Consider the following 24,184-nt stretch of genomic DNA (forward strand, 5'->3'; position numbering starts at 1 on the left):
CAGATTCTACTGGCGGTTTCTGCAGGCCAGCGCCATGGCCCGGTTGGGAGCTTGCTACGAGACGCCCGTCACGTCCGCCGGTCCGGGCGGGCCCGGGTCAGAAGGCGGGCGGCTCGTACGGCAGCAGCTCCGGCCGCTTGGCCGGCAGGCCGTCGCCCGAGGAGCGGCCGGTCAGCCGGCGTGCGACCCACGGCCCGAGGTGCTCCCTCGCGAACCGTGCGTCTCCGATCCGCCGGGCTGCCCAGCCGGGCCGGACGGCCGGCGGCAGCACCGCGCGCCAGTCCTCCTCGGCCGGCAGGCCCAGCGTCTGCCACACGGCTTCCGCCACCCGGCGGTGCCCCTCGTCGGTGAGGTGCAGCCGGTCCACGTCCCACATCCGCTGGTCGCCGAGGGCCGGGGCCCCGTACAGGTCGACCACGGTCGCGCCGTGCCGGGCGGCCAGCTCGTCGACGTGGGCGAACAGCTCCTCCATCCGGGGGCGGAAGCGCTCCATGACCGGGCCGTTCCGGCCCGGGCTGCGCATCAGCACCAGATGCCCGCAGGACGGCGCCAGCTTCTCGACCGCCTCGGTGAGCAGCCCGCGCACCCTGCCCATGTCGCACTTCGGCCGCAGGGTGTCGTTGAGGCCGCCGACGAGCGTGACCACGTCCGCCTTCATCGCGGCGGCCGCGTCCACCTGCTCGTCGACGATCTGTCCGATCAGCTTGCCGCGCACGGCGAGGTTCGCGTAGCGGAAGCCGGGGGTGCGGGCCGCGAGCCGGGCGGCCAAGAGGTCGGCCCAGCCCCGGTACGTCCCGTCGGGCAGAAGGTCCGACATGCCCTCGGTGAAGCTGTCGCCCACCGCGACGAGACTGGTGTAGTTGGCATTCATCTCCATGGCGGAGCGATCATACCGCGCGGTATGGGCGGGTCGGTCCGTGCGGTGCGCGCGGGTGGATCCGTCGCCGGCCCGCGCACACCGCCTCCGGGGCTACGGCGCGAGCGGCCGGCCCACCAGCTCCCGCAGCACGTCCTCCATGGTGACGAGACCGGCCAGCTTGCCGTCCTCGTCGAGGACCGCCGCCAGGTGCGTGCGGCTGCGCCGCATCGCAGTCAGGACGTCGTCCAGCGGGGTCGCCGCCCGCACCCGGGCGATCGGCCGCATCGCCTGCACCGGGAACGGCAGGTCGCGCGGCGTGATGTCCAGGGCGTCCTTCACATGCAGGTAGCCGAGGATCTGCCGCCCCGCGTCGACGACCGGGAAGCGGGAGAAGCCCGAGTCGGCCGACAGGGCCTCCAGCTCCTCCGGGGTCGTGCCGACCCGCGCGTACACCACGCGCTCCACCGGCATCACCACGTCGCGCACCGGGCGGCGCCCCAGCTCCAGCGCGTCGTGCAGCCGCTCGGCCGCCCGGTCGTCCAGCAGCCCGGCGTCCCCGGCGTCCGTGACCAGACGCGCGAGTTCGTCGTCCGAGAACGTGGCCGAGACCTCGTTCTTCGTCTCGACCCGCAGCAGCTTCAGCAGCCCGTTGGCGAAGGCGTTGATCGCGAAGATCACCGGTCGCAGCGCCCGGGCCAGCGTCACCAGCGGCGGGCCGAGGGCGAGCGCCGTGCGCGTCGGCTCGGCCAGCGCGATGTTCTTCGGCACCATCTCGCCGAGCAGCATGTGCAGGTACGTCGCCAGGGCCAGCGCGATCGCGAACGAGATCGTGGCGGCCACGCCGTGCGGCACGCCGATCGCGTCGAACACCGGCTCCAGCAGATGCTCGATGGCCGGCTCGGCGACGATGCCGAGCACCAGGGTGCACAGCGTGATGCCGAGCTGGGCCGCGGCGAGCATCGCCGAGACGTGCTCCAGGCCCCACACGACGCTGCGCGCCCGCCGGTTCCCGGCCTCCGCGAGCGGCTCGACCTGGCTGCGGCGCACGGAGATCAGCGCGAACTCCGCGCCGACGAAGAAGGCGTTCACGACCAGCGTCAGCAGGCCGATCAGCAACTGGATCGCGATCATCGGCCCGCCTCCCCGGTCTCGTGCTCCGCTTCCGAGGACAGCGGCGCGTGCATCAGCACCCGCGCCGCCCGCCGACCGGAGGCGTCCACGACATCCAGCCGCCAGCCGACCAGCTCGACGCTGTCGCCGACCTCGGGGATGCGCCCCAGGTCGGTCGCCAGCACGCCGGCCAGCGTCTCGTACGGTCCGTCCGGGACGCGCATGCCGATGGCCTCCAGCTGGTCCGTACGGGCCGCGCCGTCCGCCGACCAGAGCTCGCGTCCGTCCGCGTCCGTGCCGGCCCGGGCGAGGTCCGGGGTCTCGTGCGGGTCGTGCTCGTCGCGCACCTCGCCGACGACCTCCTCGACGATGTCCTCGAGCGTCACCACGCCCGCCGTGCCGCCGTACTCGTCGATGACGACCGCCATCGTCCGCTTGCCGGACAGCCGGTCGAGGAGCCGGTCCACGGTCAGCGTCTCGGGCACCAGCAGCGGCTCGCGCACGATGTCGCCGACGCGCCTGCGGCGCCGCTCGTCGGCCGGTATGGCCAGTACGTCCTTGATGTGGGCGATGCCGACGACGGAGTCGAGGTTGCCCCGGTAGACCGGGAAGCGGGACAGGCCGGTGGCGCGGGTCGCGTTGGCGACGTCCTCGGCCGTGGCCTGCACGTCGAGGGCGGTGACCTGGACCCGAGGCGTCATCACGTTCTCCGCCGTCAGCTCCGCCAGGTTCAGCGTCCGGACGAACAGCTCGGCCGTGTCCGCCTCCAGTGCGCCCTCCTTCGCGGAGTGCCGGGCCAGCGCCACCAGCTCCTTGGGCGAGCGGGCCGAGGCCAGCTCCTCCGTCGGCTCCATGCCGAGGCGGCGCAGGATCCGGTTCGCGGTGTTGTTGAGGTGGCTGATCAGCGGCTTGAACGCGGCGGTGAAGATCCGCTGCGGGGTGGCCACCACCTTGGCGACGGCCAGCGGCGTGGAGATCGCCCAGTTCTTCGGGACCAGCTCACCGACGACCATCAGGACGACGGTCGACAGGGCCGTGCCGAGGACCAGCGCCACCGACGAGGCGGTGGTCTCGGACAGGCCCATCGCCTCGAACGGCCCGCTCAGCAGCGCGGCGATCGACGGCTCGGCGAGCATGCCGACGATCAGGTTGGTCACGGTGATGCCGAGCTGTGCGCCGGAGAGCTGGAAGGTGAGCGACCGGACGGCCTTGAGCGCGCCGGAGGCCCCCCGCTCACCCCGCTCGGCGGCCCGCTCGAGTTCGGAGCGCTCGACCGTGGTCAGGGAGAACTCGGCCGCGACGAAGGCGCCGCACGCCAACGCGAGCAGGAGCGCCACCACGAGCAGAAGCACTTCGGTCATCGGTTCACCTCCGTCCCATGATCGGCCAGGGGGAGGGGGATCGCTCGATGTCGGCTACTGGGAGGCTCGCCCATGGACGGACGCTCACACCTTTCGGTCGTCGGATCGCGGACGCGGTCGCGCCCGGCGGGGAAGTCACCATGGTAAAGGACGGGCAAAGCGGGGTGGTCGGGCGCCGTCAGACCGGCTCCTGCGCGGACAGCGGCTTGACCCAGCGGGTCCACTGGTCCTGCGGCCCGTACTCCGCGGCCCGCCAGGCCCGCTGCCCGAGCTCGTTGCGGTTCAGCACCATCGCGTCGACCCGCCGCCCGCCGAGCCGTACGAAGCGCTCCTCGGCCGCCGCCAGCAGCGCGCCGCCGACGCCCTGCCGCCGGTGCGCGGGGTGCACGGCCAGCCGGTACAGGTGGCAGCGCCATCCGTCGTACCCGGCGATGACGGTGCCGACCAGGACGCCGTCCCGTTCGGCCAGGAGCAGGGCCTCGGGGTCGCGGGCGACGAGCCGGGCCACCCCGTCGCGGTCGTCGGTGATGCTCGTCCCCTCGGCGGCCTCGCGCCAGAACACGAGGACGGCGTCGATGTCGGAGGAAGCGGCGCAGCGGATGCGAAGATCACTCATGGGGTCAGCCAAGCAGCGCCCGGGCCCGGACCGCGAGCGGATTCCACACCGTGGAACCGCCCGCGGTCCCGGCGGTCAGTCCTTGCGCAGCTCGGCCAGGACCGGCCCGAACTCCTCCATCGCGTTGTCGAGGACCGTGTAGTACGAGAAGCCGTACCGTTCGCGCCGCTCCCGCAGCTGGTCGGCGATCTCCCGGGCGGTCCCGTACGCGAGCAGCGGCAGGTCCAGGACCTGCTTCTCGGTCAGGTAGGGAACGACGGGCAGGAACTCCGCCACCGCTGCCGCGCGGTCGTCGGTCACCGTGACCCGCTGGATCAGCAGGTTCCGCTCGGCCGGGGCCTCCCGGCCGGACTCCGCCTCGAAGCGCTCGTACGCGGCCACCCGCTCGTCCATCTCCTCGGCGGAAAGCACGTGCACCCGGCCGCCCTCGGTGCGTCCGCCGGCGAAGGCGGCCACCCCGGCGCGGCGCGCGGCGAGCCGCAGCACCCGGTCGCCGTTGCCACCGATCAGGAGCGGGGGCGCCTGGCCGTCCAGGTGCCGGTCCAACTCCTCCACCGTGCGCTCCAGGTGGTCCACCCGCCGGCCGGGCGGGAGGAAGTCGAGGCCCGCGGTGTCGTGCTCCTCCCGCACATAGCCCGTGCCGATCCCGACCTCGAGCCGGCCGTCGGTCAGTGCCTGCGTGGTGGTGACCTCGCGGGCCAGCAGGGCCGGGTTCCAGAAGCCCGCGTTCAGCACGAAGGTGCCGAGCCGCGGGCGGCTCGTGACGGCCGCGGCGGCGACCAGCGCGGGGAACGGCGCGGGCATGCCCAGATGGTCCGCGACCAGGATCACGTCGTACCCGAGTTCCTCGGCGCGCCGGCAGCGGGCCCGCCACTCCTCGCCGGTCCCGTGGGTGAGCATGTTGACGCCGAAGCGGAACGGTAAGGCGGACGAGCTCATGGTGGTGTCCCTCCCCTTGTCGGTGCTAGCGGGTCCGCGCTAGCGTGGCCGTGTGGCCAAGACGCAGCTGAACGTACGCGTGGACGAAACTACCGCCGAAGCCGCCCGGCGACGGGCCCAGCAGCGCGGGATGAGCGTGAACCGGTACATCGAGGAACTCGTCCAGCAGGACGCGGGGGAAACCGGCCGCACGTTCGTCGAGGCCGCCGCCGACTTCATGCGGCAGTACGAGACGGTGTTCGCTGAGGAGTTCGGGTCGGAGCGCGGATCGGAGCGGGCGTCGGAACGTGATCCGCAGAGCGCGTCGGAACGTGATCCGCAGCGCGGCGCCCGCGCGTGAACGTCACGATCGACCTGTCCTGGCTGCTCATGGTCGCCGAGCACCAGACCCCGGGGGACCCGCAGGTGACCGACTGGGGCGCGCTCGTCGCCGCCGTCGCCCGCCACGAGGCGGAGATCTTCGGGGTGTCCGTCTATCCCGACCCGCACGCCCGTGCCGCGGCGCTACTCCAACTGCTGCTGCACGTACCGGCATTGGAGCATTCCAACGCGATGTACGCGTCCGCCGTCGCCTACGGCTATCTCGTCGCCTGCGGACTGAAGGTAGTCACCTCGCCCGAACAGGTCCGGGATCTGGCCCGGTTGGTCAAGGACGGCAAGGGCGACGTGCGTACCATCGCCGACGAGCTGCGCCACTGGACGCGCTGAGCGCGGCCTTGGCGAGGGGCCGGTCCGCTACGCGAGCGGCCGTCGCGCCGAGCCCAGTACGCAGTACGAGCTGGGCATCCGCGGCCCCTTCTCCGGGATGACGAACCGTCGGTAGTCAACTGCCTCGAACCCCGCCGCCTCGATGGCGGCGATCGGGTCCCGGGCCGTGTGACAGCCGCCGAACAGCAGCGGCCACACCGTCAGGTCCAGGCCCCGCTGCGCGGTCGCCATGGCCCGGCCCGGCGCCCGCCCGTGCTCGAAGAACCGCAGCTCGCCGCCCGGGCGAAGGACCCGGTACAGCTCCTGCAGCGACCTCGGGAGGTCCCGTACGGTGCACAGCACCAGCGAGGCCACCGCCGCGTCGAACGCCTCGCTCTTCACCGGCAGGGCCTCCGCGGCCCCCGGCGCCACGTCCACCGGGACTCCGGCGCGCAGCGCCGCCTCCGTCGCCAACTGCCGCAGATGACGCTCCGGTTCGATCGCCACGACCTCCGAGACCGTGCCCGGATAGTGCGCGAAGTTCAGCCCGTTCCCCGCGCCGATCTCGATCACCCGGCCGGACAGGCCGGCCAGCAACGCCTCGCGGTGAGCCGCGACCCCGCCCTTCAGATCCGCCTGGACGCTGAACCGCGCGTAGAAGCGTGCGAACAGCGGATGGTGCACGGCGTCTCGCGGAACCTTCGGGGCGCGCGGTGACATGACGGACCTCCTCGGGCGGATACGCCCATTCTCCCCCGCGGATCAGTCCACGAAGCAGAACTCGTTGCCCTCGGGGTCCCGCATCACCTGGAAGGCGCCCTGCGTGTCGGTGACGATCCCGCCGACGCGCTCCGCGCCGAGGCGCACCGCCGCGTCGGCGGCGGCCGCGGGCGGACCCGCCTCCAGGTCCAGGTGGAGCCGGTTCTTCACCGTCTTGCCCTCCGGGACCTGCTGGAACGCGATCCGCACGAACCCCGGCGGCTCGACGTACGACCAGTCCGCGCTGCGGTCCACCGGGGTGCCGCCCAGCAGCGCCGCCCAGAACCGCACCAGTGCCGCCGGGTCCGCGCAGTCGACGACGAGCTCGCTGACCTTCGCCCGCACGATCAGCAGCCCGCGGAGCGGGCGAAGGCGTCCGCGTCCCATGTGCCGCCGAGCAGTGGCGCGAGCCACTCGCCCGCCCGCGCGCGGAACTCCTCGGGCGCGAGCGCGCCCGCGCCGTCCGGAACCGCGCCGAGCAGCGGGGCGCCCGCCGACTCCGGCAGGTCGGCCAGGTTGCAGCGGGCGGCGAGGTCCGGCTCGGCCGGCCAGCTGCCCACGACGACGCCCAGCTGCTCGATGTCCCGGGCACGCAGCGCCTCCGCCGTCAGGGCGGTGGAGTTCAGCGTGCCGAGGCCGGCGGGGGTGACGACCAGGACCGGCGCGGACAGCAGGCGCGCGGCGTCGGCGAGGGTGCCGCCCGCCTCGTCGAAGCGGACGAGCAGGCCGCCCGCGCCCTCGACGAGCACGAGGTCGTACTCCTCGGCGAGCTTGCGGGCCGCGGCGGCGACCTCGGCCGGCCCGACCGGGGCCATGCCGGCCCGGCGGGCCGCCGTCCCCGGGGCCAACGGCTCCGGGAACCGGGCGAGTTCGGCCGAGCCGACGGCGCCGGAGAGTCGGACGACCTCGTCGGCGTCGCCGCGCTCGTCCGGGCGAAGCCCGGTCTGCGCGGGCTTCAGCACGGCGACGGAGCGGCCGGCGGCGGTGGCCACGGCGGCCACGGCCGCGGTGACGATCGTCTTACCGATCTCCGTGCCGGTGCCGCTGACGACGATGACGGCCATGTGCGTGTCCCTCTCTTGTGACGACGCCCGTCCCGCGGTCACGGGAGGCGCATGAAGCGGAGGCGCCCGCAAGAGCACCGCCCCGTTGTGCCCACCTTCCCCCAAGCTCTCGGCTTCGCTCGAGCAGGGGGTCCCCCGTCGCCCCTGCGGAACGTATGCCCACAGCAGGGGCGGGGGCTGGTGGTGAAGCGTGGGTACGCCCCTGCGGGCGTCCCGCACGGCGTATGGGTCAGCCCTCGCCTGCGCGGCGGCGCATACCGCCGCGCAGTCGGCCAGCGACCTGCGGGGCGACAGCTCAGCCGCGCGTTCGCGCGCCAGGTCTGCGCCGACCTCGCCCTGCGACCCGTCGCGCACGCTGCGGTCGGTCCGCCTGCGCGGCGGCGTACCGCCGTGCAGGCGCGGGTCCAAGTCCGGTCGCCCGCGACTTGCGGGGCGAACGCCCCACCACGTCGGGCGACAGCCCTGCCGCGCGCCCGTCCCGCACGTTGCGGTCGGCCCGCCTGCGCGGCCACGCGTACCGCCGCGCAGGCGTGCGTCGGGTCCGGTGCTGCCGCGCCCTTGCGGGCACGGCCCCCGACGCGCCGAGGCCTCAGCCCGCTGCCGCTGCCGCGCGTACCGCCGCGCAGATCCTCGCGACGTCCTCGTCGGTCGTCACGAACGGCGGCATCGTGTAGATCAGGTCGCGGAACGGGCGGAGCCAGACGCCTTCCCGTACCGCGGCGGTGGTTGCCGCTGCCATGTCGACGTCGTGGTCCAGTTGGACCACGCCGATCGCGCCCTGCACGCGGACCTCCCGGACGCCCGGCAGGCTCTCCGCCGCCGCGAGTCCCTCGCGCAGGCCCGCCTCGATGCGCTTGACCTCGTGCTGCCAGTCCTGCGCGAGCAGCAGGTCGATCGAGGCGCAGGCCACGGCCGCGGCGAGCGGGTTGCCCATGAACGTCGGGCCGTGCGCGAGCACCGGCACCTCGCCGCGCGAGATCCCGTCCGCCACCTCCGACGAGCACAGCGTCGCCGCCATCGACAGGTAGCCGCCGGTCAGCGCCTTGCCCACGCACATCACGTCCGGCGAGACCCCGGCCGCGTCCGCCGCGAACAGCGTGCCCGTCCGTCCGAACCCGGTTGCGATCTCGTCGAAGACCAGCAGCACGCCGTGCTCGTCGCAGGCCTCCCGCAGCACCCGCAGGTACTCCGGCGTGTGGAACCGCATCCCGCCCGCGCCCTGCACGACCGGCTCGACGATCACCGCGGCCAGTTCGTCCGCGTGCCGCCCGATCGCCTCGCGCAGCTGCTCCGCGTACGACTCCTCGTACTCCACCGGCGGCGGACCGACGAACACCTGGCGGGTCAGCACTCCGGACCACAGTTCGTGCATGCCGCCGTCGGGGTCGCACACCGACATCGGCGTCCAGGTGTCCCCGTGGTAGCCGCCGCGCCAGGTCAGCAGCCGCTGCTTGGCGGGCCGACCCACCGAGCGCCAGTACTGCAGGCACATCTTCGCCGCGACCTCGACGGCCACAGAGCCCGAGTCGCTGAGGAAGACGTGCTGCAGCGGCTCGGGGGTGATCTCCACCAGCTTCGCCGCGAGCCGGACCGCGGGCTCGTGGGTGAGCCCGCCGAACATCACGTGGCTCATCCGGTCGAGCTGCCCGCGCGCCGCCTCGTTGAGCACGGGGTGGTTGTAGCCGTGGATCGCCGACCACCAGGAGGACATGCCGTCGATCAGCTCGTCCCGGCCCTCCGCCGGCTCGGCCAGCCTGAGCCGGACCCCGGCGGCGGACGCCACGACCAGCGGGTCCGTACGGCCCGGCATGGGGCCGTACGGGTGCCAGACGTGCGCCCGGTCCAGGGCCAGCAGTTCGCCGCTACGCATTCGGCGCCAGGTCCGTCCCCGCGCCGCGGCGGCGCACGGCCACCAGGTCGGTGCGGGCCGGGTTCGCCGCCGCCGTGTCGGGGACCGCGGCCGGCTCCGGCGCGTGACCGCCGCACGGGCCGCAGCCGCCGCCCGCGTGCGAGCCGCAGCCGGCACCCTCGCCGGAGGAGTCCGCGTCCGCGGCCGAGCCGCAGCCACCGGCCGAAGCGGCCGAGCCGCAGCCGCCGCCGCCCGCCGCGGCGAGCGCGTCCGCCCGGTGCGCCGGCAGCGTCGTCGTGCCCGCGCCCTCCACCTCGAAGCCCGCGTCCGCGATCATGTCCAGGTCGGTCTTGCCGGCCTGGCCCTCACTGGTGAGGTAGTCGCCGAGGAAGATCGAGTTGGCGATGTTCAGGGCCAGCGGCTGCATCGAGCGCAGGTGAACCTCGCGCCCGCCCGCGATCCGGACCTCGACGTCGGGGCAGACGAACCGCACCATCGCGAGGATCCGCAGGCAACGCTGCGGGGTGAGATTCCACTCCTCGGCGAGCGGGGTGCCCTCGAACGGGATCAGGAAGTTGACCGGCACCGAGTCCGAGTCCAGCTCGCGCAGCGCGTACACCACGTCGACCAGGTCCTCGTCGGACTCGCCCATGCCCGCGATCAGACCCGAGCACGCCGACAGACCGGCGGCGTGCGCCTTCTGCACGGTGTCCACCCGGTCCGCGTACGTGTGGGTGGTGGTGATGTCCCCGTACGTCCCCTCGGACGTGTTGAGGTTGTGGTTGTACGCGTCGGCACCGGCGTCGCGCAGCCGCTCCGCCTGGCCGTCCGAGAGCAGACCGAGGCAGGCGCACACCTCGACGCCCTCGTTCTGCTCCTTGATCGCCTCGATCGTCTTCCCGACGCGCTCCACGTCCCGGTCCGTCGGACCGCGGCCGCTGGCCACCAGGCAGACCCGCTTCGCGCCGCCCGCGACACCGGCGGCGGCCGCCTGGGACGCCTCGTCCGGCTTCAGCCAGGTGTACTTGAGGATCTCGGCCTTCGAGCCGAGCCGCTGGGAACAGTACGAGCAGTCCTCGGGGCAGAGCCCGGACTTCAGGTTCACCAGATAGTTCAGCTTCACCCGGCGGCCGAACCACTGGCGGCGCACCTTGCCGGCCGCGGCCACCACATCGAGCAGTTCGTCGTCGGAGGTCGCCAGCACGGCGAGCGCTTCTTCACGGGTCGGCAGCTCGCGCCGCAGCCCCTTGTCCACCAGCGTGTTCAGCAGGTCCATAAGGGCTGATCCTGACCTACCGCATGCGTCCGGGCCAAGGAGGATTTGAACAAACGCGCCCGTTCGAGGTGTGTGTATGACCACACCCCGACCTCGGCCCGGTCCGGTTAGGGTCTGTGCGCTGCCTACAAAAGGATCTGCCATGTCCCAGGCCGTGGACCCGCGCCGCACCGCGTTCGACTGGACCGACGCCGAGGCCACCCGCAGGGCGGCGGCCGGGCTCGTCCGGACGCTGCGTCCGCGCGCGGCCGAACCGGACGTTCTGGACCTCGCGAGCAACGACTACCTCGGGCTGACGCACCGCCCCGAGATCAAGGAGGCGGCCGCCGAGGCCGCCCGCCGCTGGGGCGCCGGCTCCACCGGCTCGCGGCTGGTCACCGGCTCGACCCGGCTGCACGCCCGGCTGGAGCGCGAACTCGCCGAGTTCTGCGGCTTCGAGGCCGCCCTCGTCTTCTCCTCCGGCTACACCGCCAACCTCGCCGCGCTCACCGCGCTCAGCGCCCACGGCTCGCTGATCGTCTCGGACGCGGCCAACCACGCCTCGATCGTGGACGGCTGCCGGCTCTCCCGCGCCGAGACGGCGATCGTGCCGCACTCCGACCCGGAGGCGGTGCGCAAGACCCTCGACGCCCACCCCGGCCGCCGGTCCCTGGTCGTCTCCGACTCGGTCTTCTCGGTGGACGGCGACAAGGCCCCGCTTCCGGCGCTCGCCGAGGCCTGCCGCGCCCACGGGGCCGCCGCGCTGGTCGTGGACGACGCCCACGGCTTCGGTGTGCTCGGCGAGGGCGGCCGGGGTGCGCTGCACGCCGCCGGCCTCGCGGGCGACCCGGACGTGGTCGCCACCCTGACCCTCTCCAAGTCCCTGGGCAGCCAGGGCGGCGCGGTGCTCGGGCCCGCCCGGGTCATCGAGCACCTGGTCAACGCGGCCCGTACGTTCATCTTCGACACCGGGCTCGCCCCGGCCGCCGCGGGCGGCGCGCTCGCGAGCCTGCGGCTGATCGGCGCCGAACCCGGGCTCGCCGAGCGGGCCAGGACCGTCGCCACCACCCTGCACCGGCTCCTCACGGAGGCCGGACTGACCGCCGCGCGCCCCGACGCGGCCGTCGTCTCGGTGCGGGCGCCCTCGCCCGAGGCCGCGCTGCGCTGGGCGGCGGACTGCCGCGAACAGGGTCTGGGCGTCGGCTGCTTCCGTCCGCCGTCGGTGCCGGACGGCATCTCCCGGCTGCGGCTGACGGCCCGCGCCGACCTCACGGACGCGCAGATCGACGAGGCCGTCGCCACGATCCTCCGCACGGCGCCGGAGGCCTGACGCGGGACGTCGGGGTCTGACGCCGGGGGCCGGACGTCACGAGGTCCGGCGCCGGCCCCAAATGCGTTCTCGCGTCGCAGAGTTCACCGCATCGAGCGACAGATTTGTACATATCTCGGTGAATCGCCCCCCAGGTCAGCCCTTTCGGTGGCACTCTGGCGCGAAGCGCAATCCGGGGCCGGGCCCCGGTGGGAAAGGGACAGCGTCGCCATGGCAGACCACCAGGAAGCAACCGTCACTCTGCCGAGCGATCCGGCCTCGGTCTCCACCGCCCGCAGATACGTCGCCGACGTCCTCACCGGCTGGGGCCTCGACGCGGCCTGCGAGACCTCCGACACCGTCCGTCTGATCGTCTCCGAGCTGGCCACCAACGCCGTCCAGCACACCTTCGGGCAGTCGCCCACCTTCACCGTCGACGTCCGTCTGGAACGCGACGAGCAGCTGAGCATCGGCGTCACCGACAGCCACCCGCGCTGGCCCCAGCGGCTGCCCGCCGCGGTCCAGCAGGACAACGGCCGCGGCATGGTGATCATCCGCTGGCTGACCGCCGAATGCGGCGGCCGGCTCTCCGTGCGCCCGACCGAGGACGGCGGCAAGACCGTCTGGATCGAACTGCCCTGGGCCGCCCCCGCGCCCTCGCCGAACTGACGCCGTCGTCGGCGTCAGGCCACCCGGCCGTACCAGACCTTCGAGGTCCAGATCCGGTCGAGCTTCACCCAGGACCCGGTCTTGGGGGAGTGCCAGATCTTGCCGTTCCCGGCGTAGATGCCCACGTGGTAGACGTATCCGCCCGAGTGGAAGAAGACCAGGTCGCCCTGGGCTCGGCTGGAGGCCGCGATGTGCCGGGTCTTGTTGTACTGCTGGTGCGCCGTGCGGGGCAGCGTCTTGCCGGCCCGCTTGTACGAGTAGAGCGTGAGCCCCGAGCAGTCGAAGCGGCTCGGACCGGTCGCCCCGTACTTGTAGGGGGAACCCTTCTTCGACGCGGCGATGCCGAGCGCCCTGCTCGCGTACGAGGTCGCGGCCTCGGCCTCGGGGGCCGCGCCGGGGGCGAGCAGCGTGCCGCCGACGGCGGCGAGGGTCAGGGCCGAGACGGCCCCGGCCCGGGAGAGCAGGGACGGGACATGAATCTGCGCAGTCATGCGCAACCCTTCGTCAGCCGCCTGTGAAGGATGACCTGTCGGGTTCGGACTGGCGAAGTTGCCCGGCCGCGGCTGCGGCTTCACCCCGAGGAACGGCCCCTGACCTGCGGGCCGGCCCGTACTGCTCGGGTCCTCCACTCCTGCCGATCCACTCCTGTCGACCAGTCATCCGGAACGGCGGCAGGACTCGGCGTCCGCCCGGACCGCCCCGCCGGGGACGGCGGGGGCTTGTCGTCGACAGGGATCTTGACCCAGCTCGGGGCGATTTCCGAGTTGAAACGACGTTATGTGAGGCTCCTCACGACTGATCCATTCGGGTGGACAGGCAGGTTTGGTGATCAACAGAGGTTTGGCCGATGAGGCCCGTACCAGCGACGGAATGCGCGATTCCGCCAGATGTGTACACCCGTTGCGCAACTCACCCGCGCTGTATGTCGATTCGTCTCCTACGCCGAACGGGGGAGGGGTTCTGCGGCCGACCGGCCCTCGACACGACATGCGGATCTGTCAACTGGCGGGTGTGTCCGCGACGGTGACCCGCTCCGCGCGCCGTTCGCCGTCCAACACCCGCAGGGCCCGGGCCAACGTGGCCGCGTGCACCTCGCTCTCGCCGCGCCGATGCATGAGATCCAGTGCCTCCCGGAGGGCGACCGCCCGCCCCACCAGCGCCTGAGCCGCTCTCAGGGCCCCATAAGTATGCGATGCCCTGGATGGGTTGATTCGCCCCAGCTGGTCGACGACTTCGAGGTAGGCGTCGACCAACTCGCCCTCGGCGCGTGTCAGCGCGGGCAGCGCAGGCAGCTCGGGGACCACCTCGGTCACCTCGTGCCGGTGCCGGTGCCGGCACCTGTCCCCGCCGACGCGCCGCGGTTCTGCACGACGTGGTCCACCAGCCCGTACGCGACCGCCGCCGCGGCGTCGAAGACCGAGACCCGGTCGAAGTCGCCGTCGATCCGCTCGGGGTCCTGGCCGGTGTGGCGTGCCAGCATCCCCGCGACCATCCCGCGCAGCCGCAGCATTTCCTGGGCCTGGATCTCCAGATCGCTCGGCTGCCCCTGCAGCGGCTCCTCCATGGCGGGCTGCTGGAGGACGACCCTCGCGCCGGGGAGTGCGAGCCGCTTGCCGGGCGCACCGGCGGCGAGCAGTACGGCGGCGGTGGACGCGGCCTGCCCCAGGCAGGTCGTCTCCACGTCGCAGGTGATGACCTGCATCGTGTCGTAGACCGACGCCATGGCGCTGAGCGAGCCGCCGGGGGAGTTGATGTAGAGCGAGATGTCCCGGTCGGGATCGGCGTACTCCAGGTGCAGCAGCTGGGCGATGACGTCGTTGGCCGAGGTCTCGTCGATCGGGGTGCCGAGGAAGACGATCCGCTCCTCCAGCAGCTTGGAGTACGGATCGAGGGTGCGGCTCCCGTAGCTCGTGCGCTCGGTGAACTCCGGAAGGACGTAGCGGTTCAGCATGAGCGGCCTCCTTGTAAAAAATGTACAGGACGTACAGCCCGTAAGATGTGGAGCATGGCCTACGAGATTCCGGTGACGCAAGCGCGGGCAGAGCTCGCGGACCTGATCAACCGCGTGGTGTACGGCAACGAGCGCGTGGTCGTGACCCGCCACGGCAAGCCCCTCGTGGCCCTGGTTTCGGCTGCTGACCTGGAGAAACTCGAGGCCGACCGCGAGCCGGCGGAGGAGCCGGTGATCAGCACGGTCGCCGCCGTCCGGTCGGTCGCGTCCGCTGCGGGTGAACAGGGACGCTTCGGCCTCGCCGCCCGGCACCGCGAGCCGGGCACCTGACCGAACGGCGCTGCCGGCGCGAGCGCCTGACGGCACGAAAAGGCCGCGTGCCCCCGTCCGCTACAGCGGGGACACGCGGCCGTCCTGTGGTGGTGCGGCTCCGGCTCGGCTCGCCGGTTCCGGTTCCGGTTCAGCCGATCAGTTCCGGCTCCGGCCGTGCAGCGCCCGGCGTCGGTGCGACCCGCTCGGCGCGCCGGCCCGTCGCGAGGACCGCGGTCAGCCCCGCCGCCGCCCAGAGGGCGAGGACCAGCAGCGCCTGGCCGGCCCCGTTGCCGTCGAAGAAGGCGACCGAGCGCAGCGCCTGGCCCGCCGCCCCAGGCGGCAGCCACTGGCCCAGGAGCCCGGCCGGTTCCGGCAGCAGCTGCGGCGCGGTGGCGACGCCCGAGAACGGGTTGCCGATCAGGATCATCAGCAGTCCGCCGATCCCGAGGCCGCGCGGGCCGAGCAGCCCCGCGAGTCCGGCCATCGTCGCGCCGATCGCCAGCACCGTGAGCCCCAGTACTCCGGCCTCCGCCCACCAGGAGCCGGTGAGCACCTCGAGCCAGCTGTGCGCGAGCGCCACGCCGGTCAGCCCCGCGAGCGCGGCCGCGCCGACGAGCGCCGCGCCGGCGCGCAGGCCGCGCAGCCCGAGCAGGGTGACCACCGCGCCGGCGGCGGCGCCGGCGATGGCGAGCGGCAGCAGGCTCGAGGCGAACGCGCCGCCGCGCGGATCGGCCGCCGGGGCCGGCACCACGTCGGTGACCTTCGGCTGCGCGCCGGCGGGCAGTTGCGCGGTCACCGCCTCCCGCAGCAGCTGGGCCACGGCCGGGCTTCCGGCCGTGGCGGTCAGCAGCTCGGGGCCCTGCGGCGTGACGACCGCCGCGCCGTACACGATCCGGTCCTCGATCGCCTTCCGGGCGGCGGCGGCGTCCGGGTAGCGGTGCACATCGAAGGCACCCTCGTGCCGGGCGAGGCTCTGCTCCAGCGGTGCGGTGGCGGTCGCCGGGCCGGCCACGCCCAGCGGGAGGTCGCGGGGCGCGACGCGGGCGGCCGGCCAGGCGAAGGCCCACAGGGCCAGGGCCACCACCAGTGGGATTAGGACCAGTACCGCGAGGGTGCGGCGGGTTGTCGTGGCGGGCATGAGGAGCCTCTCGATCAAAGAGAAGGATCGTTCGTTTTACGTGGTGACACTGTCCCGCCGAGTGTCGGCCTTGTCAAGAATGAATGTTCGTTTTAGCTTGGGCGGCATGGCACGCGTATCCCAGGAGCACCTCGACGCCCGCCGCCGGCAGATCCTCGACGGCGCCGCCCGCTGCTTCGCCCGCAACGGTTTCCACGCCACATCCATGCAGGACGTCTTCGCCGAGGTCGGCCTCTCGGCCGGCGCGGTGTACCGGTACTTCAACGGCAAGGAGGCCCTGGTCGGGGCCATCGCGCAGGAGGCGTTCGCGGGCATCCGAAGCGCCTTCGAGGAGGCCTCGCGGGCCACCCCGCCGCCCACCCCGGACGTGCTGCTCGGCGGGGTGCTCCGGCTCTTCCTGGAGGAGCGCATTCCCGGCGCCGACCGGCAGGCGTTCGCCCGGCTGATCATCCAGGTGTGGACGGAGACGCTGCGCGACGAGGGGCTGGCCGCCACTCTTGCCGAGGGCTATCACGGTATGCGCGCGCTCTGGGCCGAACTCGTCGAGGCGTACCGCAGGAACGGACTGATGCGCGCGGACGTCGACGCCGACCACGTCGCCCGCACCCTCATCGCCACTGCTCAGGGTTACATCGCCCAGCAGGCCCTCTTCGGCGACGTGTCCGCGGACATGCTCGTGGACGGATTGAACGGGCTCATGTCCATGGACGTGCAAAGCCGTAGTTAACGCGCCGGAAAAACTTCCGCCTTAACGTGCAATGTCTGGCCGCACGGGCCGAAACCGCAGCTCAACAGAGTGTTGAGGGTCGGTAGGGTCCGCAGCTGTCCGGGTGATCACCCGGTTCACGACTGTGAGGTGGAAGCGTGCAACTCAGCCCCCATGAGCAGGAACGCCTGCTCATCCATGTCGCGGCGGACGTGGCGGAGAAGCGCCGGGCGCGCGGGGTGCGGCTCAACCACCCCGAGACCGTCGCCCTGATCACCTCGCACATCCTCGAGGGCGCCCGGGACGGCCGTACCGTCGCCGAACTCATGGCGTCCGGGCGCAAGGTGCTCACCCGCGACGAGGTCATGGAGGGCATCCCCGAGATGATCCACGACGTGCAGGTCGAGGCCACCTTCCCGGACGGCACCAAGCTCGTCACCGTCCACGACCCGATCGTGTGACGGGGGAGCGCCGCCGATGATTCCCGGAGAGATCCTTTTCGGTGAAGGTCCCGTCGCCCTCAACGAGGGCAGCACGGTCACCCGGCTCACCGTCCTCAACGCCGCCGACCGGCCGGTCCAGGTCGGCTCCCACTACCACTTCGCCGAGGCCAACCCCGGCCTGGAGTTCGACCGTTCGGCCGCGCACGGCCTGCGGCTGAACATCGCCGCCGGCACGGCCGTGCGCTTCGAGCCCGGCATCCCCGCCGAGGTCGAACTCGTCCCGCTCGCCGGCCGCCGGATCGTCCCCGGGCTGCGCGGCGCGATCGGAGGATCCCTCGATGCCTGAGCTGCACCGGGCCGTGTACGCCGACCTGTTCGGCCCCACCACCGGCGACCGCATCCGGCTCGCCGACACCGACCTGCTGATCGAGATCGACGAGGACCGCAGCGGCGGCCCCGGACGGGCCGGCGACGAGGCCGTGTTCGGCGGCGGCAAGGTCATCCGCGAGTCCATGGGCCAGGCCCGCACCACCCGCGCCGAGGGCGCTCCGGACACCGTCATCACGGGCGCGGTGGTGCTCGACCACTGGGGCGTCGTCAAGGCCGACATCGGCATCCGCGACGGCCGGATCACCGCACTCGGCAAGGCCGGCAACCCCGACATCATGGACGGGGTGCACCCCGATCTCGTCATCGGTCCGGAGACCGAGGTCATCGCGGGCAACGGGAAGATCGTCACGGCCGGGGCCATCGACGCCCATGTGCACTTCATCTCGCCGACCGTCGTCGAGCAGGCCCTCGCCACCGGCGTCACCACCCTCGTCGGCGGCGGCACCGGCCCCGCCGAGGGCACCAAGGCCACCACGATCACCCCCGGACCCTGGCACCTGGCCCGGATGTTCGAGGCCCTGGAGACCTTCCCGGTCAACATCGGCCTGCTCGGCAAGGGCAACACCATGTCGCGCGAGGCCATGCACTCCCAACTGCGCGGCGGAGCACTCGGGTTCAAGATCCATGAGGACTGGGGTGCCACCCCGGCCGTCATCGACGCCTGCCTGGGCGTCTGCGACGAGACCGGCGCGCAGCTCGCCATCCACACCGACACCCTCAACGAGGCCGGGTTCGTCGGCGACACCCTCGCCGCCATCGCGGGCCGCACGATCCACGCGTACCACACCGAGGGCGCGGGCGGCGGGCACGCCCCGGACATCATCACCGTCGTCTCCGAGCCGTACGTGCTGCCCAGTTCGACCAACCCCACCCGGCCGCACACCGTCAACACCATCGAGGAACACCTCGACATGCTGATGGTCTGTCACCACCTCAACCCGGCGGTGCCGGAGGACCTCGCCTTCGCCGAGTCCCGCATCCGGCCCTCCACCATCGCGGCCGAGGACGTGCTGCACGACATCGGCGCGATCTCGATCATCTCCTCCGACTCCCAGGCCATGGGGCGCATCGGCGAGGTGGTCATGCGGACCTGGCAGACCGCGCACGTCATGAAGAAGCGCCGCGGCGCGCTGCCCGGCGACGGCCGTGCGGACAATCTGCGCGCGCGTCGCTATGTCGCCAAGTACACGATCAACCCGGCGGTCGCGCAGGGCATGGACCACGTCGTCGGCTCCGTCGAGCCCGGCAAGCTCGCGGACCTGGTGCTCTGGGACCCGGCGTTCTTCGGCGTGAAGCCGCTCGCGGTGCTCAAGGGCGGTCAGATCGCGTACGCGCAGATGGGCGACGCGAACGCCTCCATCCCCACCCCGCAGCCCGTCATGCCCCGCCCCATGTTCGGCGCGCTCGGCAGGGCGGCCGCCACCGGGTCGGTCAACTTCGTCTCCGAGGCGGCGATCGAGGACGACCTGCCCGAACGCCTCGGCCTGGCCAAGACGTTCGCGGCCATCGGCAACACCCGCCGGGTCACCAAGGCGGACATGCGGGAGAACGACGCGCTGCCGCGGGTCGAGGTCGACGCGGACACCTTCACCGTGACCATCGACGGCGAGCCGGTCGAACCCGCGCCCGCCACCGAACTTCCCATGGCCCAGCGGTACTTCCTCTTCTGAGGTCTCCATGAGCAGCAGATCCGCACTTCTGGTGCTCGCCGACGGGCGCTTCCCCGCCGGCGGGCACGCCCACTCCGGCGGCGCCGAGGCCGCCGTCAAGGCCGGCCGGGTCAGGGACGCGGCCGACCTCGCCGCGTTCTGCCGGGGCCGGCTGCACACCACCGGCCTCACCGCGGCGGGCCTGGCCGCCGCGGCCTCCCTCGGCCTCGACGCGCAGGCGCTCGACGAGGCCGCCGACGCCCGAACCCCCTCGCCGGCCCTGCGTGCCGCGGCGCGCAAACTCGGCCGGCAGCTGATGCGGGCCGCCCGGTCCGCCTGGCCGAGTCCCGAACTCGACGCGCTCGCCGCCGCGTTCCCGCGCGGCGCGCACCAGCCCGTCGTCCTCGGCACCGCCGCCCGAGCCGCCGGGCTCGGGCCAGAGGACGCCGCGCACTGCGTGGCGTACGAGACCGTGAGCGGGCCCGCGACGGCGGCGGTGCGGCTGTTGAGCCTGGACCCCTTCCAGGCCACGGCCGTGCTCGCGCGACTCGCCCCGGAGATGGACGACGTGGCCGCGCGGGCTGCGGCCGCCGCAAGGGAGGGCCTGCACGCGCTGCCCGCCGCGTCGGCGCCGTTGCTCGACATCACGGCGGAGGGCCACGCGACCTGGCCGGTCCGGCTGTTCGCGTCGTGACCGGTCCTCGCGGGGCCCTCGCGGTCGAGGGTCTTCCCAGGGCGCCGCCCCCGGGGTTGTGCCTACCCTCCCCCAAGCTCTCGGCTTCGCTCGAGCAGGCGGTACCCCCCATCGCCCCAGGCGGATCGCATGCCCACAACGGACAAGGAGTTGCCCCCGTGCACCTCGATCACTCCCACGACCACCACGGCGCCGTCTCCGCCGACGCCCATCGCCCCGACGGCACCCGCCGCGCCCTGCGCATCGGGCTCGGCGGGCCCGTCGGGTCCGGCAAGACCGCGACCGTCGCCGCCCTGTGCCGCGCCCTGCGAGACCAGCTCTCCCTCGCCGTCGTCACCAACGACATCTACACCCGCGAGGACGCGGAGTTCCTGCTCCGCAACGCCGTCCTGCCGCCCGAGCGGATCCAGGCCGTGGAGACCGGCGCCTGCCCGCACACCGCCATCCGCGACGACATCTCCGCCAACCTGGAGGCCGTCGAGGACCTGGAGGAGGCGGTCGGCCCGCTCGACCTGATCCTCGTCGAGTCCGGCGGCGACAACCTGACCGCCACCTTCTCCAAGGGCCTGGTCGACGCCCAGATCTTCGTCATCGACGTGGCCGGCGGCGACGACATCCCGCGCAAGGGCGGCCCCGGCGTCACCACTGCCGACCTGCTGGTCGTCAACAAGACCGACCTCGCCCCGTACGTCGGCTCCGACCTGGAGCGGATGGCCCGTGACGCGAAGGAGCAGCGCGGCGAGCTGCCCGTCGCGTTCACCTCGCTCACCGGGCCCGAGGGCGTCGCGCCCGTCGCCACGTGGGTGCGCGCCCGGCTCGCCGACTGGGCGGCATGAGTCTCCGCGCCACCGCCCGGGTCGTCGCCGCGGCCGACGGCACCCTGCCGGTCCTGGAGAGCGACGGCCCCTTCGCCCTGCGCCGCACCCGCAGCACCGACACGTACACCCGGGTCACCGTCGTCGGCGCGATGAGCGCGCCGCTCGGCGGCGACGACCTCACCCTGGAGGCGCGGGCGCGGGACGGCGCCCGCCTGGCCGTCGACGCGGCCGCCGCGACCGTCGCCCTGCCCGGCCGCACCCCGGCGCCCGCGCACTACCGCGTGCGGCTCGACGTGGGCGCGGACGCGGTGCTGCGCTGGCTGCCCGAACCGCTCGTCTCCGCCCGCGGCTCGGACCTGCGGGCGCACACCACGGTCGAACTCGCCGACAGCGCACGGCTGGTGCTGCGCGAGGAGCAGATCCTAGGCCGGCACGGCGAGGAGCCCGGCACCCTCGTCACCCGCCTCACGGTGCACCGCTCCGGTCGGCCCCTGTTCGACCAGGAGCTCGCGTACGGCCCCGGCGCGCCCGGCGGCTGGGACGGCCCCGCGGTCCTCGCCGGCCGTCGCGCGGTCGGTCAACTCCTGGTTGTCGACCCGGAGTTCGCCGACAAGCCGGTGGCGGCCGGACCGCTTGCCGAGACCGCCGTGGTCACCCCGCTGGCCGGTCCCGCCGCGCTGGTCAGTGCCCTGGCCGAAGACGCACTGAGTCTGCGCCGGGTTCTGGACGCGGCGCTCGACCGACTCGCCCCGGTCTGAGGCATACGTCGCACACGGTGCACCGGGGCGTCCGGTGAGCGGTACGCCACACCCCGGCTATCGGTTCGGCAAAGAAACGCGTGTGCGACTGTTCTCCGCCATGTCGCGGACGAAAGGATCCCCCACGACTCGCATTCACAGCAGGGGGAGGACCTACGTGCGACGTACAGCAGCGTTCGGATCGGCCGGAGTTCTGGTGGCCGGCACCCTCGTCGCGAGCGCGCTCGGCGCGCCCGCGGCCGGGGCCGACACCCAGGACCGGAGCCGGTCCGAGGCCCACGGCGTCCAGATCGCGGCGGCGCGCGCCGCCGCGCAGGGCATCGACTGGACCGACTGTCCCGCCGACTGGGGCTTCGCCAAGCCCATCGAGTGCGGCTGGGTCACCGTTCCGATGGACTACGCCCGTCCGAACGGCAAGCAGATCAAGATCGCCGTGGACCGGGTGGCGAACACGGGTGGCGACGAGGTCCGTCAGGGCGCCCTCGTCTACAACCCGGGCGGCCCGGGTGGCTCCGGCATGCGCTTCCCGCGCCGCGCCGCCGAGCCGAACAAGTACCCGCTGTGGGTCAACACCGCGAAGGCGTACGACTTCGTCGGCTTCGACCCGCGCGGCGTCGGCCACTCCGCGCCCATCTCCTGCGTCGACCCGCAGGAGTTCGTGAAGGCGCCGAAGCCCGACCCGGTGCCCGACAGCGAGGCCGACAAGCTTGCCCAGCGCAAGCTCGCCGCGGAGTACGCGGACGGCTGCTTCGAGCGCAGCGGCGAGATGCTGCCGCACATGACCACGCCCAACACCGCCCGCGACCTGGACGTCATCCGCGCCGCGCTCGGTGAGAAGAAGCTCAACTACCTGGGCGTCTCCTACGGCACCTACCTGGGCGCGGTCTACGGCACGCTCTTCCCGGGGCACGTCCGTCGCATGATCGTCGACAGCGTGGTCAGCCCGTCGCGGGAGAAGATCTGGTACCAGGCCAACCTGGACCAGGACGTCGCCTTCCAGATGCGCTGGGACGACTGGAAGGCGTGGGTCGCCGAGAACGACGCCGTCTACCACATCGGCGACACGCCGGAGAAGGTCGAGGCGGAGTGGGTCAAGCTCCGCGCCGCCGCCAAGCAGAACCCGATCGGCGGGGTCGTCGGCCCGGCCGAGCTCATCGGCTTCTTCCAGAGCGCTCCGTACTACGACAGCGCCTGGGCTTCGGTCGCCGGTACCTGGCGTGACTACCGCGCCGGTGACACGCAGGCGCTGGTCGACGCCGCGGGCCCCGACATGACCGACACCGCCGGCAACATCTCCTCGGAGAACGGCAACGCCGTCTACACGGCGGTCGAGTGCGCGGACGCCAAGTGGCCCACCAGCTGGAAGCGCTGGGACCGCGACAACACCCGGCTGCACCAGAACCACCCGTTCATGACCTGGGCCAACGCCTGGATGAACCTGCCCTGCGCCACCTGGTCCACCAAGCAGCAGACCCCGATCGAGGTCAGGACCCACAAGGGTCTGCCGCCCGTGCTGATCGTGCAGTCCGAGCGTGACGCCGCCACCCCGTACGAGGGTGCGGTCGAGCTGCACAAGCGCTTCAAGGGCTCGCGCCTGATCACCGAGAAGAACGCGGGCTCGCACGGTGTCACCGGCCTGGTGAACCCGTGCGTCAACAACCGGGTGGAGTCCTACCTGCTCACCGGCAAGCTCGACGCCGCGGACGTGACCTGCGAGCCGCACGCCACGCCCAAGCCGTAACACCGCACCACACGCACGACGAAGGGGCGGCCGCCCGAGCGGCCGCCCCTTCCGCGCGTCCCGCGCTAGTCGCGGGCCGCCAGCCAGGCGTCCTCGGCCGCGTAGTCGAAGAAGTCCAGCCCGTACTTCACCAGACCGGGGAACGCGTCCCGCCAGTCCCGCGCCGTCAGCTCCCCGGCCAGCCACTCGACCGTCGCCGGCAGCGAGTCCGCGTACGACACCACCGGCCGGTACCCCAGCTCGCGCTCCGCCGCCGTCATGTCGTACACGATCGGATGCGCCGAACTCCACGGCGTGAGCCCCACCGTGCCCTCCGGCTCACCGGGGATCAGCACCTGCTCGCTCGCCACCCCCATCACCGCGTCGATCGCCGCGCCGATCTCGGCGATCGTCGGCGCCTCGGGATCGGCGCCGTTGAGCACGCGGGTCCCGGGCGAGGCGGCCGCGAGCCGGATCAGCTCGGCGAGGTTGTCCACGTGCGCGGGATGGAACCGGGCCGCGCCGCCGTGGGCGAGCAGCCGCACCGGCCGTCCGTCCAGGGCCCGCTTGACGAACCACGCCTCGCGCGGACCGGGGCAGTACGGGCCGTGGATCGCGCCCGCCCGCACCAGGGTCGTCGGCAGCGTCCCGCCCGCCGCGAGCAGTTCCCGTTCCAGCGCGATCTTCCGGGTGCTGTACGAGGAGGGGCCGGGCGCGACCGTCGTCAGCGTCTCCGGGATCGGCACCGGGTAGCGGGGGAAGCCGTCCGGCTCCTGCTGGGTGTCGAAGCTGCGGCCCCGGTCGTCCTCGTACACCGCGCCGCTGGAGATCACCACAGCCGACCCGATCCGGTCCGCGAGCGCGGTCAGCTGCCGCCCGTGCCCTGCGTCGTACGCCACGATGTCGACCAGCACGTCGACGCCGTCGCCGAGCGCCGCGGCGAGCGCGCCCTCGTCGTTCCGGTCCACCGAGACCGACCGGATCTCCGGCCGGTCCTCGCCCCGCCCGCCGCGGCGCGAGCCGGCCGTCACCTCCCAGCCGTCCGCGGCGAGCGCCCGCACGGCCGCCCGCCCCACCTGTCCTGTCGCTCCCAGCACGAACGCATGTCCTTTGGCCATGATCGTCACG

Annotated in this window: 28 protein-coding genes; 13 read left to right on the forward strand and 15 right to left on the reverse strand. The window is 73.0% G+C overall.

Annotation, left to right across the window (positions count from 1 at the left end; all coding sequences use genetic code 11):
* Positions 1 to 97: 97 nt before the first annotated feature.
* The 5 genes from R2D22_RS31645 to R2D22_RS31665 all read right to left on the reverse strand — a co-directional run bounded on the left by R2D22_RS31645 (position 98) and on the right by R2D22_RS31665 (position 4,885).
* Entirely contained in the window at positions 98 to 877 is a 780-nt protein-coding gene (locus tag R2D22_RS31645; protein WP_318108386.1) for an SGNH/GDSL hydrolase family protein, read from the reverse strand.
* 93 nt (positions 878 to 970) lie between these two features.
* The gene (locus R2D22_RS31650; RefSeq protein ID WP_318108387.1) at positions 971 to 1,990 is read right to left on the reverse strand and encodes a hemolysin family protein; all 1,020 of its coding nucleotides are present in this window, start codon (positions 1,988 to 1,990) and stop codon (positions 971 to 973) included.
* A complete protein-coding gene (locus R2D22_RS31655; protein ID WP_318108388.1) occupies positions 1,987 to 3,330 on the reverse strand; it encodes a hemolysin family protein in 1,344 nt (447 codons plus the stop codon). Before R2D22_RS31655 ends, R2D22_RS31650 begins: the two co-directional genes overlap by 4 nt.
* Positions 3,331 to 3,508: 178 nt before the next feature.
* A complete protein-coding gene (locus R2D22_RS31660; protein WP_318108390.1) occupies positions 3,509 to 3,946 on the reverse strand; it encodes a GNAT family N-acetyltransferase in 438 nt (145 codons plus the stop codon).
* A gap of 75 nt (positions 3,947 to 4,021) precedes the next feature.
* Entirely contained in the window at positions 4,022 to 4,885 is an 864-nt protein-coding gene (locus R2D22_RS31665) for a TIGR03621 family F420-dependent LLM class oxidoreductase (RefSeq protein ID WP_318108391.1), read from the reverse strand.
* A 52-nt stretch (positions 4,886 to 4,937) separates the two neighbouring features.
* Here R2D22_RS31665 and R2D22_RS31670 point away from each other — a divergent pair, with 52 nt between their 5' ends.
* On the forward strand, positions 4,938 to 5,225 hold the full coding sequence (locus R2D22_RS31670) for a toxin-antitoxin system HicB family antitoxin (RefSeq protein ID WP_318108392.1): 288 nt from the start codon (positions 4,938 to 4,940) through the stop codon (positions 5,223 to 5,225).
* Positions 5,222 to 5,593, forward strand: coding sequence for a fic family toxin-antitoxin system, toxin component (locus R2D22_RS31675; RefSeq protein ID WP_318108393.1), 372 nt, complete (start codon positions 5,222 to 5,224; stop codon positions 5,591 to 5,593). The genes R2D22_RS31670 and R2D22_RS31675 overlap by 4 nt, the downstream gene beginning before the upstream one ends.
* Positions 5,594 to 5,620: 27 nt before the next feature.
* Here the strand turns inward: R2D22_RS31675 and R2D22_RS31680 are convergent, their stop codons facing one another.
* The 5 genes from R2D22_RS31680 to bioB all read right to left on the reverse strand — a co-directional run bounded on the left by R2D22_RS31680 (position 5,621) and on the right by bioB (position 10,520).
* On the reverse strand, positions 5,621 to 6,292 hold the full coding sequence (locus R2D22_RS31680) for a class I SAM-dependent methyltransferase (RefSeq protein ID WP_318108394.1): 672 nt from the start codon (positions 6,290 to 6,292) through the stop codon (positions 5,621 to 5,623).
* A gap of 42 nt (positions 6,293 to 6,334) precedes the next feature.
* A complete protein-coding gene (locus R2D22_RS31685; RefSeq protein WP_318110107.1) occupies positions 6,335 to 6,676 on the reverse strand; it encodes a VOC family protein in 342 nt (113 codons plus the stop codon).
* Between the two features lie 2 nt (positions 6,677 to 6,678).
* Positions 6,679 to 7,395, reverse strand: a complete 717-nt coding sequence (gene bioD / locus R2D22_RS31690) for a dethiobiotin synthase (protein WP_318108396.1) — start codon at positions 7,393 to 7,395, stop codon at positions 6,679 to 6,681.
* Positions 7,396 to 7,984: 589 nt separating this feature from the next.
* Positions 7,985 to 9,265 carry an adenosylmethionine--8-amino-7-oxononanoate transaminase gene (locus tag R2D22_RS31695; protein ID WP_318108397.1) on the reverse strand — a complete coding sequence of 427 codons (1,281 nt, stop codon included), beginning with the start codon at positions 9,263 to 9,265 and terminating at the stop codon, positions 7,985 to 7,987.
* A complete protein-coding gene (gene bioB / locus R2D22_RS31700) occupies positions 9,258 to 10,520 on the reverse strand; it encodes a biotin synthase BioB (protein WP_318108399.1) in 1,263 nt (420 codons plus the stop codon). Before bioB ends, R2D22_RS31695 begins: the two co-directional genes overlap by 8 nt.
* Before the next feature lie 142 nt (positions 10,521 to 10,662).
* Between bioB and R2D22_RS31705 the strand changes: the two genes are divergently transcribed.
* The gene (locus R2D22_RS31705; RefSeq protein WP_318108400.1) at positions 10,663 to 11,829 is read left to right on the forward strand and encodes an 8-amino-7-oxononanoate synthase; all 1,167 of its coding nucleotides are present in this window, start codon (positions 10,663 to 10,665) and stop codon (positions 11,827 to 11,829) included.
* A 210-nt stretch (positions 11,830 to 12,039) separates the two neighbouring features.
* Positions 12,040 to 12,477: an ATP-binding protein gene (locus R2D22_RS31710; protein ID WP_318108402.1), complete on the forward strand. Its 438-nt coding sequence runs from the start codon at positions 12,040 to 12,042 to the stop codon at positions 12,475 to 12,477.
* Positions 12,478 to 12,491: 14 nt separating this feature from the next.
* Here the strand turns inward: R2D22_RS31710 and R2D22_RS31715 are convergent, their stop codons facing one another.
* The 3 genes from R2D22_RS31715 to R2D22_RS31725 form a co-directional block, all read right to left on the reverse strand.
* The gene (locus tag R2D22_RS31715) at positions 12,492 to 12,968 is read right to left on the reverse strand and encodes a C40 family peptidase (protein ID WP_318108403.1); all 477 of its coding nucleotides are present in this window, start codon (positions 12,966 to 12,968) and stop codon (positions 12,492 to 12,494) included.
* Positions 12,969 to 13,475: 507 nt separating this feature from the next.
* The gene (locus R2D22_RS31720) at positions 13,476 to 13,781 is read right to left on the reverse strand and encodes a hypothetical protein (RefSeq protein ID WP_318110109.1); all 306 of its coding nucleotides are present in this window, start codon (positions 13,779 to 13,781) and stop codon (positions 13,476 to 13,478) included.
* A 5-nt stretch (positions 13,782 to 13,786) separates the two neighbouring features.
* Positions 13,787 to 14,428: a ClpP family protease gene (locus R2D22_RS31725; RefSeq protein WP_318108405.1), complete on the reverse strand. Its 642-nt coding sequence runs from the start codon at positions 14,426 to 14,428 to the stop codon at positions 13,787 to 13,789.
* Between the two features lie 54 nt (positions 14,429 to 14,482).
* On the opposite strand from R2D22_RS31725, the gene R2D22_RS31730 reads away from it, so the two are divergent.
* Positions 14,483 to 14,758, forward strand: coding sequence for a type II toxin-antitoxin system Phd/YefM family antitoxin (locus R2D22_RS31730; protein ID WP_318108406.1), 276 nt, complete (start codon positions 14,483 to 14,485; stop codon positions 14,756 to 14,758).
* A 130-nt stretch (positions 14,759 to 14,888) separates the two neighbouring features.
* Here R2D22_RS31730 and R2D22_RS31735 read toward each other — a convergent pair whose 3' ends face one another.
* Positions 14,889 to 15,878 carry an ABC transporter permease gene (locus R2D22_RS31735; RefSeq protein ID WP_318108408.1) on the reverse strand — a complete coding sequence of 330 codons (990 nt, stop codon included), beginning with the start codon at positions 15,876 to 15,878 and terminating at the stop codon, positions 14,889 to 14,891.
* Positions 15,879 to 15,984: 106 nt separating this feature from the next.
* On the opposite strand from R2D22_RS31735, the gene R2D22_RS31740 reads away from it, so the two are divergent.
* The 8 genes from R2D22_RS31740 to R2D22_RS31775 all read left to right on the forward strand — a co-directional run bounded on the left by R2D22_RS31740 (position 15,985) and on the right by R2D22_RS31775 (position 23,077).
* Positions 15,985 to 16,605 carry a TetR/AcrR family transcriptional regulator gene (locus R2D22_RS31740; RefSeq protein ID WP_318108410.1) on the forward strand — a complete coding sequence of 207 codons (621 nt, stop codon included), beginning with the start codon at positions 15,985 to 15,987 and terminating at the stop codon, positions 16,603 to 16,605.
* Between the two features lie 137 nt (positions 16,606 to 16,742).
* Positions 16,743 to 17,045: an urease subunit gamma gene (locus R2D22_RS31745; RefSeq protein ID WP_318108411.1), complete on the forward strand. Its 303-nt coding sequence runs from the start codon at positions 16,743 to 16,745 to the stop codon at positions 17,043 to 17,045.
* A gap of 16 nt (positions 17,046 to 17,061) precedes the next feature.
* Complete coding sequence (locus R2D22_RS31750) at positions 17,062 to 17,373, forward strand: urease subunit beta (RefSeq protein WP_318108413.1); 312 nt, start codon at positions 17,062 to 17,064, stop codon at positions 17,371 to 17,373.
* On the forward strand, positions 17,366 to 19,087 hold the full coding sequence (locus tag R2D22_RS31755; RefSeq protein ID WP_318108415.1) for an urease subunit alpha: 1,722 nt from the start codon (positions 17,366 to 17,368) through the stop codon (positions 19,085 to 19,087). The genes R2D22_RS31750 and R2D22_RS31755 overlap by 8 nt, the downstream gene beginning before the upstream one ends.
* Before the next feature lie 7 nt (positions 19,088 to 19,094).
* Positions 19,095 to 19,760 (forward strand): urease accessory protein UreF, encoded by a 666-nt coding sequence (locus tag R2D22_RS31760; protein WP_318108416.1) that lies wholly within the window; start codon positions 19,095 to 19,097, stop codon positions 19,758 to 19,760.
* Positions 19,761 to 19,918: 158 nt separating this feature from the next.
* The gene (gene ureG / locus R2D22_RS31765; RefSeq protein WP_318108417.1) at positions 19,919 to 20,596 is read left to right on the forward strand and encodes an urease accessory protein UreG; all 678 of its coding nucleotides are present in this window, start codon (positions 19,919 to 19,921) and stop codon (positions 20,594 to 20,596) included.
* Positions 20,593 to 21,336: an urease accessory protein UreD gene (locus R2D22_RS31770; protein WP_318108419.1), complete on the forward strand. Its 744-nt coding sequence runs from the start codon at positions 20,593 to 20,595 to the stop codon at positions 21,334 to 21,336. Before ureG ends, R2D22_RS31770 begins: the two co-directional genes overlap by 4 nt.
* Positions 21,337 to 21,493: 157 nt before the next feature.
* Positions 21,494 to 23,077: an alpha/beta hydrolase gene (locus R2D22_RS31775; RefSeq protein WP_318108420.1), complete on the forward strand. Its 1,584-nt coding sequence runs from the start codon at positions 21,494 to 21,496 to the stop codon at positions 23,075 to 23,077.
* Positions 23,078 to 23,142: 65 nt separating this feature from the next.
* Here the strand turns inward: R2D22_RS31775 and R2D22_RS31780 are convergent, their stop codons facing one another.
* On the reverse strand, positions 23,143 to 24,174 hold the full coding sequence (locus R2D22_RS31780) for an NAD-dependent epimerase/dehydratase family protein (RefSeq protein ID WP_318108421.1): 1,032 nt from the start codon (positions 24,172 to 24,174) through the stop codon (positions 23,143 to 23,145).
* Positions 24,175 to 24,184 lie beyond the last annotated feature (10 nt).

It is taken from the genome of Streptomyces sp. HUAS YS2 (assembly GCF_033343995.1).
GTDB lineage: Bacteria > Actinomycetota > Actinomycetes > Streptomycetales > Streptomycetaceae > Streptomyces > Streptomyces solicathayae.